Source organism: Alteromonas sp. ABH4_452, from assembly GCF_056311825.1.
In genome coordinates this window covers 3,510,393-3,525,914 of record NZ_CM149973.1, presented here as the reverse complement: position 1 = coordinate 3,525,914, position 15,522 = coordinate 3,510,393, and the positions used below count along the sequence as shown (strand labels likewise).

The window sequence follows — 15,522 nt, the reverse complement described above, 5'->3', positions numbered from 1 at the left end:
ACAATTAACGCAGTAAATTAATAAAGCTAAATATTTGTAGCGTTAACTTGCGTGAAAAATTAAGTGTTTTCGTTAGACAGCGGCCAGCAAAGGTGACAATGATGGAAGAGAAGCGAACTTTATATTACGTGCACGACCCCATGTGCAGCTGGTGCTGGGCGTTTGTTCCCACTTGGGAAAAAATACAAAGTGACTTGCCCAGTGACATTGAGGTTGTCTACTTGCTTGGCGGGCTCGCACCGGATAGTGATTTACCTATGCCGGAACAAATGAAACTTACTATTGCAGGCTATTGGCAAACTATTCAAGATCGTGTGCTTGGAACACAATTCAACTATGATTTTTGGACAAAGTGTCAGCCTCGTCGTTCGACCTATCCTTCGTGTCGAGCAGTTATTGCGGCTAAAGCGCAGGCTAAAGATAGTGATGAAGCAAAAATAGTAGAGAAAGCAATGATCAAGGCAATTCAAGAAGGGTACTACTTGAACGCAAGAAACCCCTCGGATTTTGATACCTTGATAGCATTTGCTGAAGAAATAGGGCTTGATGCTAAGCGTTTTGAGTTAGATCTTAATAGTGAAAGTACTGTTGAGAAACTTAACGAAGAAATGCGTATGGCTCGTAGTATCGGCGCCCAAGGTTTCCCCAGTTTAATACTCAAATCCGGCAAACCTGCCGAGGCAAAAGAGACAGAGTTGCAAGAGCTTAAAAACGCACAGTGGCAAAACGTTCCCTACGACTATAATGACGCAAGTGTAACCTTGCGCCATCTATAACCGTCGTTTAAAAATGGGATAGGTTTAAACGGTGTCTTCTTTGCATTGTTCTAAACGCGTATTACCAACAAAATATTATAAGTTAAACAAGACTTTTACTTGCATTGAACGGTGATATCCGTATAATTCGGCGGCCTTCCAATTGGCGTCTAATTTTTAGTCGCTGAATGAAGGCTTAAGTTAACGGTAACGCTACAACGAGTTTGAGGCATTTATGGTTACTATTCGTTTACAGCGTGGTGGCGCGAAAAAGCGTCCATTTTATCAACTAGTGGTGGCTGATAGCCGTCGTGCAAGAAACGGTCGTTTCATTGAAAACATCGGTTTCTTCAACCCAACTGCACAAGGTCAAGCGGAACGTCTTCGCGTAGATCTAGAGCGTGTAGATTACTGGGTTGGCGTAGGCGCGAGCTTATCAGATCGCGTTTCTAGCTTGGTAAAAGAAGCGAAAAAATCTGCAGCGTAAGCTGTTATTAACTGGTGGTATAGATGAGTCTAGCGTCTGACAAAGTGATTGTTGGCAAAATTGGCGCACCGTACGGTGTTAAAGGTTGGGTCAAAATCAACAGCTATACAGAAACGCCAGAAGGTATTTTCGAGTACACGCCATGGTTTCTTGGCGAAGAAAAAGAATACCAAATTGACCAGTGGCGACCGCACGGTAAAAGCCTCGTTGCAAAAATTGTGGGCGTTGATAGTCGAGATGATGCCGAGCGCATCAAAAACTTGGATATCAACATAAATGCTTCACAGCTGCCTGATTTAGGCGACGAAGGGGTTTATTGGCGTGAGCTCACCGGCATGAAAGTGGTAACAACGCAAGGTTACGACTTGGGTGTGGTGAAAGAAGTGTTTAATACAGGTGCTAACGACGTGATCCACGTTAAAGCGAATGTAGGCGATGCTTTTGGTCAAAAAGAAAGACTATTACCTTTTGTGTTCGACGAAGTCGTACAAGAGGTGGATAAAGAAGCGAAGGTCATTAAAGTTGACTGGGACCCGGGGTTTTAAGTGACACCGGAAAAGTGGTTTGGCGTTGTTAGCCTGTTTCCAGATATGTTTGCCCCTTTTACCCAACAGGGTGTGATAGGACGAGCTGTTAAGTCTGGAACGGTATCGGTTGACACCTTCAACCCCCGTGACTTTACACATGATCGCCATCGTACAGTAGACGATCGCCCCTACGGAGGCGGCCCCGGTATGCTGATGATGGTAAAACCGCTAACTGACGCGATACAAGCCGCCAAGAAAGTGGGTGGCGAAAAAAGTAAGGTGATCTACTTATCACCACAAGGGAAACCCCTTGACCAAGCAGGCGTACAGCGCCTTGCTAACATTGACCGCACAATTTTAATTTGCGGCCGATATGAAGGCATCGACGAGCGAGTAATTGAAAGCCATGTAGATGAAGAAGTCTCTATTGGTGATTACGTGCTAAGCGGCGGTGAACTGCCAGCAATGGTCCTTATGGACGCGGTTGCTCGATTAGTTCCTGGCGTGTTGGGGCATAAAGCTTCAGCAGTTGAAGATTCTTTCACTGACGGTCTTTTGGATTGTCCGCACTATACGCGGCCCGAAATACTCGATGGTCAAAAGGTACCTGATGTGTTGTTAAGTGGGGACCATGAAAAAATTAGGCAGTGGCGATTGATGCAATCATTAGGTAGAACCTGGCAGCGTCGCCCTGAATTGTTAAATCACCTAGCTCTGACTGAGGAGCAGCAGCGTTTGCTTGAATTATTCCAAGCGCAACTGCAGCAAGATGACAGTTAACTAGGACGAGAGGATATGATGAGCAAAGTCAGTCAAGATATCATCAAAAAAATCGAAGAAGCACAGCTAAAGACTGATGTTCCTGCGTTTGGTCCAGGTGACACAGTAGTTGTTAAAGTTCGCGTTACCGAAGGTGACAAAGAGCGTCTTCAGGCATATGAAGGTGTTGTTATCGCTAAGCGTAACCGTGGTCTGCACTCGTCTTTTACCGTGCGTAAAATTTCTAGCGGCGAAGGCGTTGAGCGTGTGTTCCAAACACACAGCCCGGCAGTTTCTTCAATTGAAGTTAAACGTCGCGGTGCGGTTCGTCGTGCTAAGCTTTACTATCTACGTGAGCGTTCAGGTAAATCTGCACGTATCAAAGAGAAGCTTAACTAAGATTACTAATCCTTGCGTTATTGTTAACTTCGAAAAAGCCCGCTTCAAGCGGGCTTTTTTGTGCCTGAATTTCGATCTTTTTCCTGTTCTATCCATTACATACATTAAGGTTTTTTAATAGAGTGTAGAATGACTTCCGAATATTTTATTGTGCTAGGCATTATGGGTGTTGCCTTCTTCGCCATATCAGGTGCACTGCTAGGACACGAGAAAAATATTAACGGTTTTGGAATAGTGGTAGTGGGCGTTATGACGGCGCTTGGCGGAGGTACGCTAAGAGACTTACTTTTGGGAAAGCCGATATTCTGGGTAGAAGCCTCCGAATACATTCTAGCAACTTACAGTGCGATCTTCGTAACTGTGATATTGATACGATATTTTCCATCCCCTTCAAATTTCTACTTCATTCTGATTGATACCATAGGGCTCGCTATATTTAACGTAATAGGTATCGAAAAAGCCTTAATTAGCGGTACAGGGATGATTGTCGCTTTAACCATGGGAATGACCACAGGCATCTTTGGTGGCTTGATGAGGGACGTGGTGTGCAGAGAAGTGCCTTATGTTATGCGTGGAGATGTCTATGCGAGCGCCTGTTTTGCGGGGGGGCTGACGTATGCTGCGCTATTTGCAGTAGATATCCCCTATATTTGGTGTATTTTAGGCTCAGTTGGCGTAACCGTTTTACTGCGGATAGCATCACTTCATTGGGGAGTGAATGTAGACTTGTTCAGAAAAAGGACGTCGAAGCTTTCAGAAAAAAACACTAACGATAAATGAGTTTATATAAAAAAATTACTGCGTAAGGCTATGTTAACCTCTTGGCTTACATAGCCCTGTTAAATGTAATACCCGTCCTCAAAGACAATTAAGCCATAAGAGAAAGCGCCTCAATAAGTGGCTTATTTTCGCTGTCTATAGTGTGAATAATATGTTTGTGCAGTCGTTTTTTGTGCTCACCAAATATACCTCGCTTTTTATCAAAGGTTTTTGCGTAGTTCAATGCACCTTCCAGCAAGCTTTCCTGTGTATCATATGCCTTCTCTATTACATGATCTTTCTCTAACTCTTTACCAGAAACCCGTCTTCCAGAAAGCTTCATTTCGTTAAACCGATAATAAGGCATCGCCTTTTTAACAAACTCAATCATTCCCGGTAAAAAAGGAATAGACAAGTCTACTTCAGGGAAACAGAAGAAGCCTTTGTCTGAGCGCATGAATCTAAAGTCGCAAGCACACGCCAAAATTGCTCCATTGCCAAAGGCGTGACCATTGATGGCAGCGATAACAGGAAGCGGGTAGAGGAGCAGGGTTTTAAAGACATCGTCCATCTCATGCATGAACTGCTTTATTTCTTCTGTGCGACCCGCTTTCATAGCCGGCATCAGCCAATCGGTATCGATGCCTAAGCTAAAGCATTTCTCATCGTTTGATGTGATCACCAGTGCTTTACAGCTTTCATTGCTTTTAATAGCACCTAAAGCTGAAAGCATCTCTTTTGCAAATACAGGGTTATGGCGGTTTTCACCATTTTTCATGGTTAATGTAGCTACGTCGCCGGTATAGGTGATGGTTATATTTTGCATTATATTCTCGTTATTATTTCTTTGTGGCAATCATACAAAACCTAGCCAATAAATGAGAAATTTAGCTTATTTATGCCCGTTAATAACCTGAGATAAATAAATTTAAAATACATAAATTTAAGATACACAGATTTAAGGTGCACGGAGATGTGCATCAGTAACACAAGCTTGCTTAGCTTCTTCGGGGATCAAAAGTGAAGAAAATATATTTTAAATTTATTGCCACTCAATTGGGATTATCGGTGTGATGTTTGCTGCTTGGAGCTTTTTAAGTGGTATTGAGAATGCCAGAGAGATGTTATTTGTAATAGCAGTATTATCGAGTGCGATGGCTGGTGAAGTACTTATGAGTGACGCCTACAATTTAGGAAAGCAAAGTAAAAAGGATTAAACCTCACTGCCGATTAAAATTTGAGCTTTAAATGTGGTGCATTGCCATTTAGTCATGCTCATTTGCTTCGAATCTACCCTAGATTAAAGTATTATTCGTTATTGCTTGCGTTACTAATCTTAAGTTGTTAAAAAGTCAATGACGTTAAAGAAATATAGAAAAAGCTGGTTGTACAATAAAGTTTACATGCAGATTGCACACTCTTTTGGCGTTTAATTTTCCGTTTTTATTTGTAGTTAAGAGAGTAAGAGAACTCCCATGATCAAGGACACCGTAAATAATGTTCACGTAAGTACAGAAGACGTACTTATTACCCCAGAAGCGCTTAGTGCTGAATTGCCTGTATCAGACAAAGCGTTAGCGGCCATTTCTGAGTCTAGAAAGATTGTTTCAGATATTATTCATCGCCGCGACCACCGATTACTCGTAGTGTGTGGTCCATGCTCCATACACGACATCGAAGCAGCCAAAGAGTATGCACTTAAGCTTAAAGAGCTTCATGAGTCATGCAAAGACACGCTGTTTATCGTTATGCGTGTGTACTTTGAAAAGCCGCGCACTACAACGGGTTGGAAAGGTTTAATTAATGACCCTCATATTGATGGTACGTTTGATATTGAAACCGGTCTTCGCAAAGCGAGAGAGCTTCTAATTTGGTTAGCTGAGCTGGAATTGCCTGTTGCTACAGAAGCACTAGATCCAATAAGCCCTCAATACCTTGCTGAGCTATTTAGTTGGTCTGCTATTGGTGCGCGTACTTCTGAATCACAAACTCACCGCGAAATGGCCAGTGGTCTGTCTATGCCAGTGGGCTTTAAAAATGGTACAGATGGTAGCCTTGATATTGCAATTAACGCGCTGAAATCAGCGGCGTCAGGTCACCGTTTTATGGGAATTAACAAGCAAGGGCAGGTAAGCATTATCGGCACCAGTGGTAACCCTGACGGGCATATCATTTTGCGCGGCGGTAAGCAGCCGAATTACGATTCGGTATGTGTATCAGAATGCGAAATCGAGCTTCAGGATGCTGGATTGACTGCGGGGTTAGTGGTTGATTGCAGCCATGCAAATTCTTCTAAAGATTACCGCCGCCAGCCGTTAGTTGCGCAGAACGTGGTAAATCAAATTCTAGAAGGTAATCAGTCTATCATTGGCGTTATGCTGGAAAGTCATTTGAAGCCCGGTAACCAAAAAGCGGAAGGTAAGAAACCCGAAGAACTAGACTACGGAGTTTCAATTACAGACGGTTGTATCGATTGGGAAACAACAGAAAACTTAATCTCTCAAACCAGAGATAAATTAATAACTGTGTTACCCTTACGCCAAAATAAGCGCACGGTGGCCTAATAAGAAGTGACGCCTAATGGGCAATATAATTATTGCCCACAAGCCCCGTGCCATTTGCTCCAAGGATAAGACAGAATGGCCGATTTATCGCAGCACTTAAAACAGTTAGATACGCTGCGTGAAGGTATCGACGAGCTGGATTCCCAGCTTGTCGAATTACTTGCTAAACGCAATCAAATCACAACCCAAGTAGGCCAGATCAAGGCTGAAGCAGGCATGCCTGTTTACGTGCCAGAGCGCGAGAAAGCTTTGATCGCGTCTCGCCGCGCTCAGGCTGAAGCGCTAGGGGTTTCTCCCGAACTTACTGAAGACCTTTTACGCCGCGTAATGCGAGAGTCTTACCATACGCAGAACAACAAATACCGCTGTGTGAAACCTGATGTCGACAACGTTGTTGTCATAGGTGGAGCAGGGGCGCTTGGTCGTGTGTTTGTGAGCTTGTTCGAACGAAGTAACTACAATGTTTCAGTTGTGGAAAAAGACGACTGGGAAAGTGGTAGGGCAGCATCTTTGTTAAGTTATGCTTCATTGGTCGTCGTAGCTGTACCTATAAACTTAACAGAAGCCGTGATCAGCAAGCTAACTATGCTACCAAAAGATTGTGTGCTCGCAGATATAACCAGTATTAAAGCTAAGCCTTTAGAGGCGATGCTTGCCGTACACAGTGGCCCTGTCGTTGGGTTACACCCTATGTTTGGCCCAGATGCGCCAGGCATGATTAAGCAGGTAGTCGTAGTGTGTGATGGTCGTGACAGCGACAAGTACAGTTGGCTGATTGAACAAATGCGAATTTGGGGTGCCACAGTTCACGACTCGAGCGCACAAGAGCACGATCAAGCTATGGCGTATATTCAGGTCATGCGCCACTTCAACACCTTTGTATACGGGCAACATTTGAAAGGTGAAGATCCTAACCTTGAATCCCTGACCATGTTTAGCTCACCTATTTATCGGTTAGAGCTAGCAATGGTTGGAAGACTGTTTGCCCAGTCCCCGCAGCTCTATGCTGATATCATCTTTAACAACCCTGACAACTTTGCACTGCTACGTCGTTTTTACGAGCGCTTTGGTATCGCCTTATCGTTACTTGAAAACGGAGACAAAAAAGGGTTTGTCGAGCAGTTTATGAAAGTTGGAGCATGGTTTGGAGATTATGCGAAGAAGTGCTTAGTAGATAGCAAACAAATGTTATTGAAGGCTGATGATGGTCAACTTCTAAGAGATAAGTAAACTAAAAGAATGAATGAGAAGGCGAGCAATGAGCTCGCCTTTTTTGCATTAGTTTGTCAATACGCTTGCCGCTGCCACTTTAGTTGGGCTAATTTCCTCACTTGGGTAACATCCCAGCACTTTGATGTAGCGCGTAATACCTCGCAATGCATCCAGGGCATTTTGTACGGGGCCGTCTTCTACGTTGCCTTCCACATCAATGTAAAACATTTCTTCCCACGGGTTACCAGGCATTGGGCGAGACTCGAGCTTAGTCATATTTATGCTGTTTTCTCGAAGCACGAGCAGTGCTTCAACCAGCGCTCCCGGCTTTTGAACGGTAGACATAACAAGCGTAGTTTTAGCCGGTACCTGTAAAGGCACCACAACCGGATTACGTGCCACAACGATAAAGCGACTGTGGTTTTCTTTTTGGTTGGCCAAATTACTTTTAATTGCCATAAGGCCGTAAAGATTTCCGCCTGCTTCACTTCCAATAGCCGCTACGTCGTCGCGCTGAAGTTCGCTAACTGTCAACATAGCCGAGCTTGTGCTGTCCATAGTTTTTACTTCAACGTTGCCGAGTTCTGCTAAGAAGTGGCTGCATTGAGTGAATACCTGAGGATGCGCATAAAGCGTTTTAATCTTATCTATACTGGTGTTAGTTCCCACCAACAGGGTATGGCGAATTGGATGAGTAAGCTCGCCAATAATACTTAGCTGAGTATGCTGCAGCTGGTCGTACACTTCATTGATACTGCCTGATGTTGTATTTTCTATAGGCAAAACTGCGTAATCGGCTTCTGTGCTTTCAACTTTGTGAACAATTTCAGCGAAGCTTTGACAGCCAATTTCAAGCAATTCGCCAGGTCTACGCGAGAAATACTTCTGCGTAGCTAAGTATGAATAAGAGCCCTTATCGCCTAAAAACGCCACGCGGTTCAATGGCAGGGTGCTGCCAGGGTTAGCGCGCTCTGCAAGCATAGCTTGTTGATTTAAAACAGAGTCTTCGATAATGACATGAAAAATCTGTGTTACATAATGAGGGTCTAAGCCGATATCTTGCCCTTCTTTTATTAGGCGAACTAATAGCTGTTCTTCACGCTTTTGATCTCTCACAGGGATATGATGCTTTATTTTCGTCTCAGCAACTTCGTTGGTTAATTTTCTGCGTTCCGAGAGTAGTGTAAGTAATTCACTGTCTAAAGCGGTAATGCGCTCTCTAACAGTATCTAGTGCATTGTCTGACATAGGGTTCCCGTGTGAGTCGTGTAAAAATGTTGCTAAAAAAAAACCTCCCTAAAGGGAGGTTTTCATGCATGTAGCTGCGCCTCCCTAATTAAAGGATGTAAACGCAAAAAAGAAAAATGCTACGTGCTTTATATTCTGTTTCATAACCATGAATGTATGTTGAAGCCCTATTTGTGTCAACTCATTTTTACGAAATGTATAGTTGTTTTTGATATGAGGGACTTGAAAAAGGGCTAAAAATAAGTTTGCCGCAAATCGCTAACCTTTTGTGACATGCGGCCATAGCTTTTATAAGCTTCAGTGAAAGCTAGTTACCTAGAAGTGCAGAGAGCATTTGGCGCACTTCATTTGGCTCAAACGGCTTGTCGCATAACGCATTGACTCCAGTTTGCTGGATGTTTGCCATGTGTGCGCTATCTGCCGATTCAGACGTCACCATAATAATAGGAATGTGGGTAGTTTCTGGGTTAAAACGAATGAACTCAGACAACTCTCGACCATCCATTTCTGGCATGTTGTAGTCAGTCACAACGAGATCGAAAGCTTGGTCTTTTATCAAAGTAAGTGCTGCGGCACCATTTTCTGCCTCTTGAATTCGCTGTAGCCCCATTCCTTCAAGCACGCGTCTAATGTGATTCCTTGCAAGCTTGCTGTCATCAACTAGCAGCACTCGAACATCGTGTACGTCGAATAAATCGAGCTCTAATTCATCGTGGTTTATAAGGTCAAGGCTAGCATTTAGCGCACGAGACAAGTGAAGTGGCTCAAACGGTTTGGGAAGGATAGCGGCAACACCTGCTTGTTTAAACTCTTCTAACTTGCTCAATCGGTTTTCACTAGATACCAGCATAAATGGAATACTCTTAAATTCATCATCTTCTTTGATGAATTTAAGAAGTTCTAGTGCGGTTCCATCTTCATAGTACATCGCACTTACAATTAAATCGGCGCCATGAGCTTTAACCGCAGAACGGGCTTCGGAAAGGGTACTGACTGGGTCAATTTCCTTAACGTTTTCCTTTAACAGCAACGTAGTAATAATTTTTCGTTGTGTATCAGAAGGCTCAACCAAAATAATATGTAAATCAGAAATTGACAGCTTTTCCATTTCAGACTCTTTTTGTTATATGTTTATGAAAAAGTGAGAGCGAACCGGTAGTTTTTATCGCTAACCACCAGCAAGCTTAACTTTGTACCCTTTATCGGTAAGTAGCGATCGCAGTTTTTCTCTGTCATCGGTTTGAACCTCAATGACTCCTTCTTTCACTGCTCCACCGCAACCGCATTTCTTTTTTAATTCTGAGCCTAATTTCTTTAATTCTTCAGAAGGAAGATCCAGCCCTTTAATTAATGACACGCCTTTCCCTTTGCGACCTTTTGTTTCTCGATGAATACGAACTACGCCGTCAGTAGACACTGACCGTTGCTCAGCTTTTTGCTCAGGCTTTATTTTGCCGCTCTGTGTGCTGTAAACCAAAAGAGCGTCTTGCCAATCTTGCATAAATACCTCAATAAATCCTGTAAAACCATCTTTAATACACTAAACAAAGTGTAATCATACGAAAGTTTAATTAGCCTTCGATGGCGATGTATAAAAGTTCAACTAGAATAAGGATAGCAAAGATAAAAGCATGTATTGAAGCATTTCTGCTGACATTTTAAGGAAAGCATATGGAAATAACGTCAAGCTATCAGAATCAAGGGAAAGTATTAGTTATAGATGTGGGTACAAAGTTCGACTTCAGCAAAGTAGAAGACTTTAGAAACGCCTACAGTGAGCTTAACAATGATGTGAGTCATATCACTGTTGACCTGTCTCGTACAGAGTATATGGATAGCTCAGCCTTAGGCATGTTGTTGAATATGCAAAAAACGCTAGCCGAAAGAACGCTTACGTACAGTATTGAAAATGCCAGACCCCAAGTGGCTAAGATCCTCAAAATATCTCGGTTCGATAAGAAGTTCGACATTAAATAGCCTGTAGAAAGGACCCTCTTTTGAAAATCCTTATTGTTGATGATGAGGCAATCAACCGTACTTTATTGACTAACATGCTTTACAACGCAGGCTATAAAAAATGCGTAGAAGCCGTTAATGGCGTAGAGGCGATTGAAAAGTTTATTGAGGAGCAGCCAGATCTCGTGCTGCTTGATGTGGTTATGCCTGGTCTGTCAGGCTTCGATGTTGCGCCTAAAATTCGACAACTCGCAAAAGGCCCTTATCTTCCCATTCTTTTTATCACGGCTTTAGAAGATAAAGACAGTTTAGTACGCTGTTTGGAAGTAGGAGGCAATGATTTTGCAACTAAACCTTTCGACCGTCATATTTTAATAGCAAAAATTCGAGCGCATTTAAAAATACGCGCGCTCAGTGAATACGTTGAAGAACAAAACAAAACGCTACGACTTTTCAACCAACGGGTGGCGCGCGAACACTCCATCGTAGAACACATATTCAGTCATGCTATTGTTAATCGCCCGGAAGTGCAGGCTCACTTCGACTGTTTCCTCAAACCTGCTGAAACCTTTAACGGAGACTTGTTTCTGTGTGAGGCAAGCCCAAGCGGTGGTATTTATTTCATCGTGGGAGACTTTACCGGTCATGGTCTTGCCTCGGCCATTGGCGCACTGCCTGTAACACGTGCGTTTCAAGAGTTCAGTCAGCAAGGCGTATCTGTTTCTGAAATAGTGAGTGAACTAAATCAAATACTCATCAGGTTTTTACCCAGTGACATGTTTATGGCGGCAGTGATTGGTGAAATTAATGCTCAAGGGAATCGTATAAACTTATGGCAGGGCGGGATGCCTGCAGTGATTATTCCCGCTAAAACAAATATGGCGTTGCGTAAGTTTTCTTCTCGCCATATGGCCTTGGGTATTTTGGAAGAACATGAACTAAATACGGATACTGACACGATCAACTTGGGGCATAACGAGCAATTAGTTGTATGCAGCGACGGGCTTATAGAAATTGCCAACGGCAATGGTGATATGTTGTTAGAAGAAGGGTTAGTCGAGATAATAAAAGAACAAATGACGGAGAACGGCGCTATCAAGGCAAAGTCTTTATTTGACCGAGCCAAAGCACACTTTACGACATCTACATTTCATGATGATGTGACCTTGGTTGTATTTACTTCAAAACCAATAAAGATGCCAGTACAAAGCCAAGTCGAAAGTAGTTTTCCCTCAGTACATGAAGTTGTTCTTGAGGCAAAACATCTTAAGGAACCCGATGTTCTGCCTCGTGTACTGCAATTAACCGGACAATGTGAGGGGATTCAAGGTATTCGATCCATTGTGTACACGGTTTTATCCGAATTATTCAATAATGCACTTGAGCACGGTATCCTAAACTTAAATTCAAAACTGAAGCGTGATAGCGGGGGCTTTCAACAGTATTACGAAAAACGCGAAGCGTCATTAAAAGTGTTGGAACATGGGCACATTATCATCAGAGTAGAGTCCTTACCCATGAAAGGTGAAGTGCTGATCTCGGTTGAGGACAGTGGGCAAGGGTTCCAATGGGAAGATAAAAATCATTTAGCAGGAACACGTTCATCTAATGACGAGTGTTACGGTCGAGGCATTCCCCTTATCAATGCCCTTTGCGAAAGAGTATGGTTTGAAAATAACGGAAGCAAAGTTCTCTGTCTGCTAAGTACCCGAAATTAGCCTATGGCTAGTTATACGCTTTTAGTATTGTTAGCGTGGTTTATATAGCCTCCCCCTAGAGTTATCTAAAGAATACAGCAACTAATCGAAATCTCCTTTCACTTAGTATGAATTAGCTAAATACTCAGTTTCATTTAGTAAAAACTGTGTTGCCATAACTATAAACCTGAGGGCTTATGCTGAAATCATTTCTTAAACTCTTTGAAGAGTCACACAAAAAAGCGGAACCTGCCTATACCATCGAACTTGCCACCGCTGCCTTACTTAGCGAATTGGTCAATGCAGATAATCAGGTGACCGATACGGAAAAGGAAGCATATGAAAAACAGCTTAAACGTCTGGTAAATGTCGATGATGAGGCAATGGAGCTTTTGCTGCAGCGAGGGCACCAAACAGCGGATGATGCAGTGGACCTTGTTCACTTTACTCAGGTTCTTAATAATCATTATTCCGCGGAGGAGAAAGTTAGTGTAATTAAAAGCCTTTGGGTTATCGCGTACGCCGATAATTCCCTAGCGCCGCTGGAAGAAAGTACAATACGACAAATCGCCGATTTATTGTATGTCCCTCACAGCCAGTTCATCAAAACAAAGCTCGAAGTCGTTGAAGGTACAAAATAATTAATGTCTAGTGCATTGAAATCAATACCTTTAAAAATCCATTTTTAATTCTTGAGTCCGTGACATACTATTGCAGCTAGAATAATAAAAAAGTGGCTGTGTTAAGGGGATTGTTATCCTTGCATGTACCGCTTTAATCAAAGTAGTAAGCAAGGACACACTTGTGTTGAAAACATTGAAAGTCTCCATTGGGTTTGCTGTTGCCTTATCCTCGGCAGTTTTGTCCATCTCAATCGCTATGGTTAATAAATCAGATAATAGCGAAACTGTAATTGAGGTTGTTAAAAACAACACCGCCGCTTTAAGTAATACTCTTGCGCTACAACTATCAGTGATGATGGAAAGAAATCCTGGTAACAACGCTCTACTCTCTTCGCTGTTTCAACCCGCAAAAGAACATGAAAATGTTTTATCGGCAGCCGTTTACGACAATAACTATAATGTTATTTCTGCAATTCAACCCGAAAGAGTGCTTGGAATAAGCGACCCTGCGGTGCCCAAAACACCTCAAAGTGTTCCTTATGGTATAAACCAATACGAAGGTGTCATTGTTGCCCATCAAATTGTTGGTAGTAGCCTTTATCCCATGGGGCACATTGTTATTTACGCTGACACCACCAAGGTTCAAACAACAAATAGTGCTCGGCAGTTTTTAGAACAAATACCAGTTTTTATAGCACTTTGGCTATTGTGTACTGGCGTATGTATTTTCATAGTATCCCGACTAATTTCACCTTTGGCCTCGTTAGGCCGGTTTACACAAGACGTGTTTGAAACCAAAGATTACGCGCTACGAAGCTCAATAAACTCATCTAATGAGATAGGCAAGGTTGCCACTAATATTAATAGCTTATTAGATGCTATCGAAGTTGAGTTACTGGTGAACTTTGAACAAAAACAAACCTTGGTCGACCAGCAAGAGACGATGTCTCGCCTTGCAAATTTCGATAGTTTGACAGGGTTACCTAACAGGCAGTTTGTTCTTGATAATTTGAGACTGGAATTAGCCCGAGCAAAAAGAAATGACGAAGATCTATTGTTGCTATTTTTCGATCTCGACGGCTTCAAAGGGATAAATGATTCGTTAGGGCACGAAACCGGCGACCTTATTTTAATAGAAGTTGCAGATCGCGTGCAGTGTTTACTTAGAGACGGTGACTTATTTGCTCGTTTAGGCGGCGACGAGTTTTTAGTCCTCCCAGATAGAGATGCGACTGCAGAACAAGCAAAGAGTTTAGCTACGCGACTAATTACAGCGTTCAACGAGCCCTTTGAACTCAGGGGACTCTCGCTTACCGTGGGGTTGAGTGTTGGCGTGGCTACTGCGTCTGATGCAGGATATGATTTAAGTGAACTTATGAGTAACGCTGACTTAGCCATGTATCGTTCAAAAGCAAAGGGAAGGGGAAGTTACACATTATTTACGCCGGATATGGTGGAATCTCACAAGCGTAAACTGCATCTAGCCAATGGTATTGAACAAGGTATAACCAACGATGAGTTTGTTGTTTATTACCAAGTAAAAGTAAACAACAACGGTAACGTAATTGGCGTTGAAGCATTGATTCGTTGGAAGCATCCTGAGTTTGGCCTTGTCATGCCAAACGAGTTTATTCCTATCGCAGAGCAAGGCGGGAAGATCACTGCCATTACGCAATGGGTTATCAGTCGTGTTTGCATGGATATGCCTGACCTCATGCGCTGGGCAAAGGGAGCTTTTAGGGCTTCTATTAATCTATCCGGTCATGATTTGAGAAGCAATCAACTGTTCGATTATATCTACAATACTTTTGCGCTCTATGACGTAAACCCCGAGAATATCGAATTTGAAGTTACCGAAAGTGCTTATCTTGAAAACTTCTCCCTTTCCAATAAGTTTTTCAGGCGCATTAGTAATATGGGGTGTGCGATTGCGCTTGATGACTTTGGTACCGGTTATTCATCTTTGAGTTATCTCACTCAAATTAATATAGATACCCTCAAAGTAGACAGGCAGTTTGTGTTGGAGCTTCAATCTTCAGAACGCAGCCGACTAGTAACAGGCGCTATAATCGATTTGGCAAAACGCCTATCACTTTCTGTTTGCGCTGAGGGGATAGAAAACCTTGATCAATGGCGCTATCTGATAGAACACGGTTGTGACAATGTTCAGGGGTTCATGTTCAGCAAACCTATTCCCATCAATGACCTTGTTACTTCTCCTTGCCATTTTAAAGCTGAACAGTTTAGCTGATGCTAAAATATGTATGTCGGTATTGTTGCCGACATGCACTTACTACCAGTGTTTCTTTATTGCAACACCTGTCCATGAGTTACCCACATTAAAAGTTCGACTTTCTCTTAAAGGTGTGATTTGAAATGGTTTTTTATTGTGGCCTGAAAATCGCATAGCAAGTTTCGATGTACTAATGATGTGGTTAATCGAAGACTAATGGTAATATCCATATGCCTTAACTATTCTTTGGTGGAAGAATCCATAGGATAGACATTGGTGAATTGAGAAGGATTTTGAAAAGCG

The 15,522-nt window shown here is 42.7% G+C and carries 17 protein-coding genes; 13 read left to right on the top strand and 4 right to left on the bottom strand.

Going from position 1 to position 15,522, the window contains the following annotated elements:
• Positions 1 to 101 precede the first annotated feature (101 nt).
• The 6 genes from ACYX4N_RS15185 (at position 102) to ACYX4N_RS15160 (ending at position 3,707) form a co-directional block, all read left to right on the top strand.
• Entirely contained in the window at positions 102 to 776 is a 675-nt protein-coding gene (locus ACYX4N_RS15185; RefSeq protein ID WP_476056457.1) for a DsbA family protein, read from the top strand.
• Positions 777 to 990: 214 nt separating this feature from the next.
• Positions 991 to 1,242: a 30S ribosomal protein S16 gene (rpsP, locus tag ACYX4N_RS15180; RefSeq protein WP_105931878.1), complete on the top strand. Its 252-nt coding sequence runs from the start codon at positions 991 to 993 to the stop codon at positions 1,240 to 1,242.
• Between the two features lie 23 nt (positions 1,243 to 1,265).
• Positions 1,266 to 1,787 (top strand): ribosome maturation factor RimM, encoded by a 522-nt coding sequence (gene rimM, locus ACYX4N_RS15175; protein ID WP_179982811.1) that lies wholly within the window; start codon positions 1,266 to 1,268, stop codon positions 1,785 to 1,787.
• Complete coding sequence (gene trmD, locus ACYX4N_RS15170) at positions 1,788 to 2,549, top strand: tRNA (guanosine(37)-N1)-methyltransferase TrmD (RefSeq protein WP_334057805.1); 762 nt, start codon at positions 1,788 to 1,790, stop codon at positions 2,547 to 2,549.
• 18 nt (positions 2,550 to 2,567) lie between these two features.
• Positions 2,568 to 2,927 carry a 50S ribosomal protein L19 gene (gene rplS, locus ACYX4N_RS15165; RefSeq protein WP_024015986.1) on the top strand — a complete coding sequence of 120 codons (360 nt, stop codon included), beginning with the start codon at positions 2,568 to 2,570 and terminating at the stop codon, positions 2,925 to 2,927.
• 129 nt (positions 2,928 to 3,056) lie between these two features.
• On the top strand, positions 3,057 to 3,707 hold the full coding sequence (locus tag ACYX4N_RS15160) for a trimeric intracellular cation channel family protein (RefSeq protein WP_474807912.1): 651 nt from the start codon (positions 3,057 to 3,059) through the stop codon (positions 3,705 to 3,707).
• A gap of 88 nt (positions 3,708 to 3,795) precedes the next feature.
• Here ACYX4N_RS15160 and ACYX4N_RS15155 read toward each other — a convergent pair whose 3' ends face one another.
• Positions 3,796 to 4,512 (bottom strand): enoyl-CoA hydratase/isomerase family protein, encoded by a 717-nt coding sequence (locus tag ACYX4N_RS15155; protein WP_476054606.1) that lies wholly within the window; start codon positions 4,510 to 4,512, stop codon positions 3,796 to 3,798.
• Between the two features lie 244 nt (positions 4,513 to 4,756).
• Between ACYX4N_RS15155 and ACYX4N_RS15150 the strand changes: the two genes are divergently transcribed.
• From ACYX4N_RS15150 to tyrA, 3 genes are all read left to right on the top strand, one after another.
• A complete protein-coding gene (locus ACYX4N_RS15150) occupies positions 4,757 to 4,903 on the top strand; it encodes a hypothetical protein (RefSeq protein ID WP_476054605.1) in 147 nt (48 codons plus the stop codon).
• A 258-nt stretch (positions 4,904 to 5,161) separates the two neighbouring features.
• Complete coding sequence (locus tag ACYX4N_RS15145) at positions 5,162 to 6,250, top strand: 3-deoxy-7-phosphoheptulonate synthase (RefSeq protein WP_474807907.1); 1,089 nt, start codon at positions 5,162 to 5,164, stop codon at positions 6,248 to 6,250.
• 75 nt (positions 6,251 to 6,325) lie between these two features.
• Positions 6,326 to 7,480: a bifunctional chorismate mutase/prephenate dehydrogenase gene (gene tyrA, locus ACYX4N_RS15140; RefSeq protein WP_474854319.1), complete on the top strand. Its 1,155-nt coding sequence runs from the start codon at positions 6,326 to 6,328 to the stop codon at positions 7,478 to 7,480.
• Between the two features lie 48 nt (positions 7,481 to 7,528).
• On the opposite strand, the gene pheA is transcribed toward tyrA, so the two are convergent.
• The 3 genes from pheA to yciH all read right to left on the bottom strand — a co-directional run bounded on the left by pheA (position 7,529) and on the right by yciH (position 10,211).
• Positions 7,529 to 8,710 carry a prephenate dehydratase gene (pheA, locus tag ACYX4N_RS15135; RefSeq protein WP_476054604.1) on the bottom strand — a complete coding sequence of 394 codons (1,182 nt, stop codon included), beginning with the start codon at positions 8,708 to 8,710 and terminating at the stop codon, positions 7,529 to 7,531.
• A gap of 307 nt (positions 8,711 to 9,017) precedes the next feature.
• Complete coding sequence (locus ACYX4N_RS15130) at positions 9,018 to 9,818, bottom strand: response regulator (protein ID WP_118489812.1); 801 nt, start codon at positions 9,816 to 9,818, stop codon at positions 9,018 to 9,020.
• A 60-nt stretch (positions 9,819 to 9,878) separates the two neighbouring features.
• On the bottom strand, positions 9,879 to 10,211 hold the full coding sequence (yciH, locus tag ACYX4N_RS15125) for a stress response translation initiation inhibitor YciH (RefSeq protein WP_476054603.1): 333 nt from the start codon (positions 10,209 to 10,211) through the stop codon (positions 9,879 to 9,881).
• Between the two features lie 170 nt (positions 10,212 to 10,381).
• Here yciH and ACYX4N_RS15120 point away from each other — a divergent pair, with 170 nt between their 5' ends.
• From ACYX4N_RS15120 to ACYX4N_RS15105, 4 genes are all read left to right on the top strand, one after another.
• Positions 10,382 to 10,687: an STAS domain-containing protein gene (locus ACYX4N_RS15120; protein ID WP_179982820.1), complete on the top strand. Its 306-nt coding sequence runs from the start codon at positions 10,382 to 10,384 to the stop codon at positions 10,685 to 10,687.
• 20 nt (positions 10,688 to 10,707) lie between these two features.
• Entirely contained in the window at positions 10,708 to 12,384 is a 1,677-nt protein-coding gene (locus ACYX4N_RS15115) for a SpoIIE family protein phosphatase (protein WP_476054602.1), read from the top strand.
• Between the two features lie 176 nt (positions 12,385 to 12,560).
• On the top strand, positions 12,561 to 13,004 hold the full coding sequence (locus ACYX4N_RS15110; protein WP_476054601.1) for a tellurite resistance TerB family protein: 444 nt from the start codon (positions 12,561 to 12,563) through the stop codon (positions 13,002 to 13,004).
• Between the two features lie 163 nt (positions 13,005 to 13,167).
• A complete protein-coding gene (locus ACYX4N_RS15105) occupies positions 13,168 to 15,237 on the top strand; it encodes an EAL domain-containing protein (RefSeq protein ID WP_476054600.1) in 2,070 nt (689 codons plus the stop codon).
• The last annotated feature ends 285 nt before the right edge of the window (positions 15,238 to 15,522 follow it).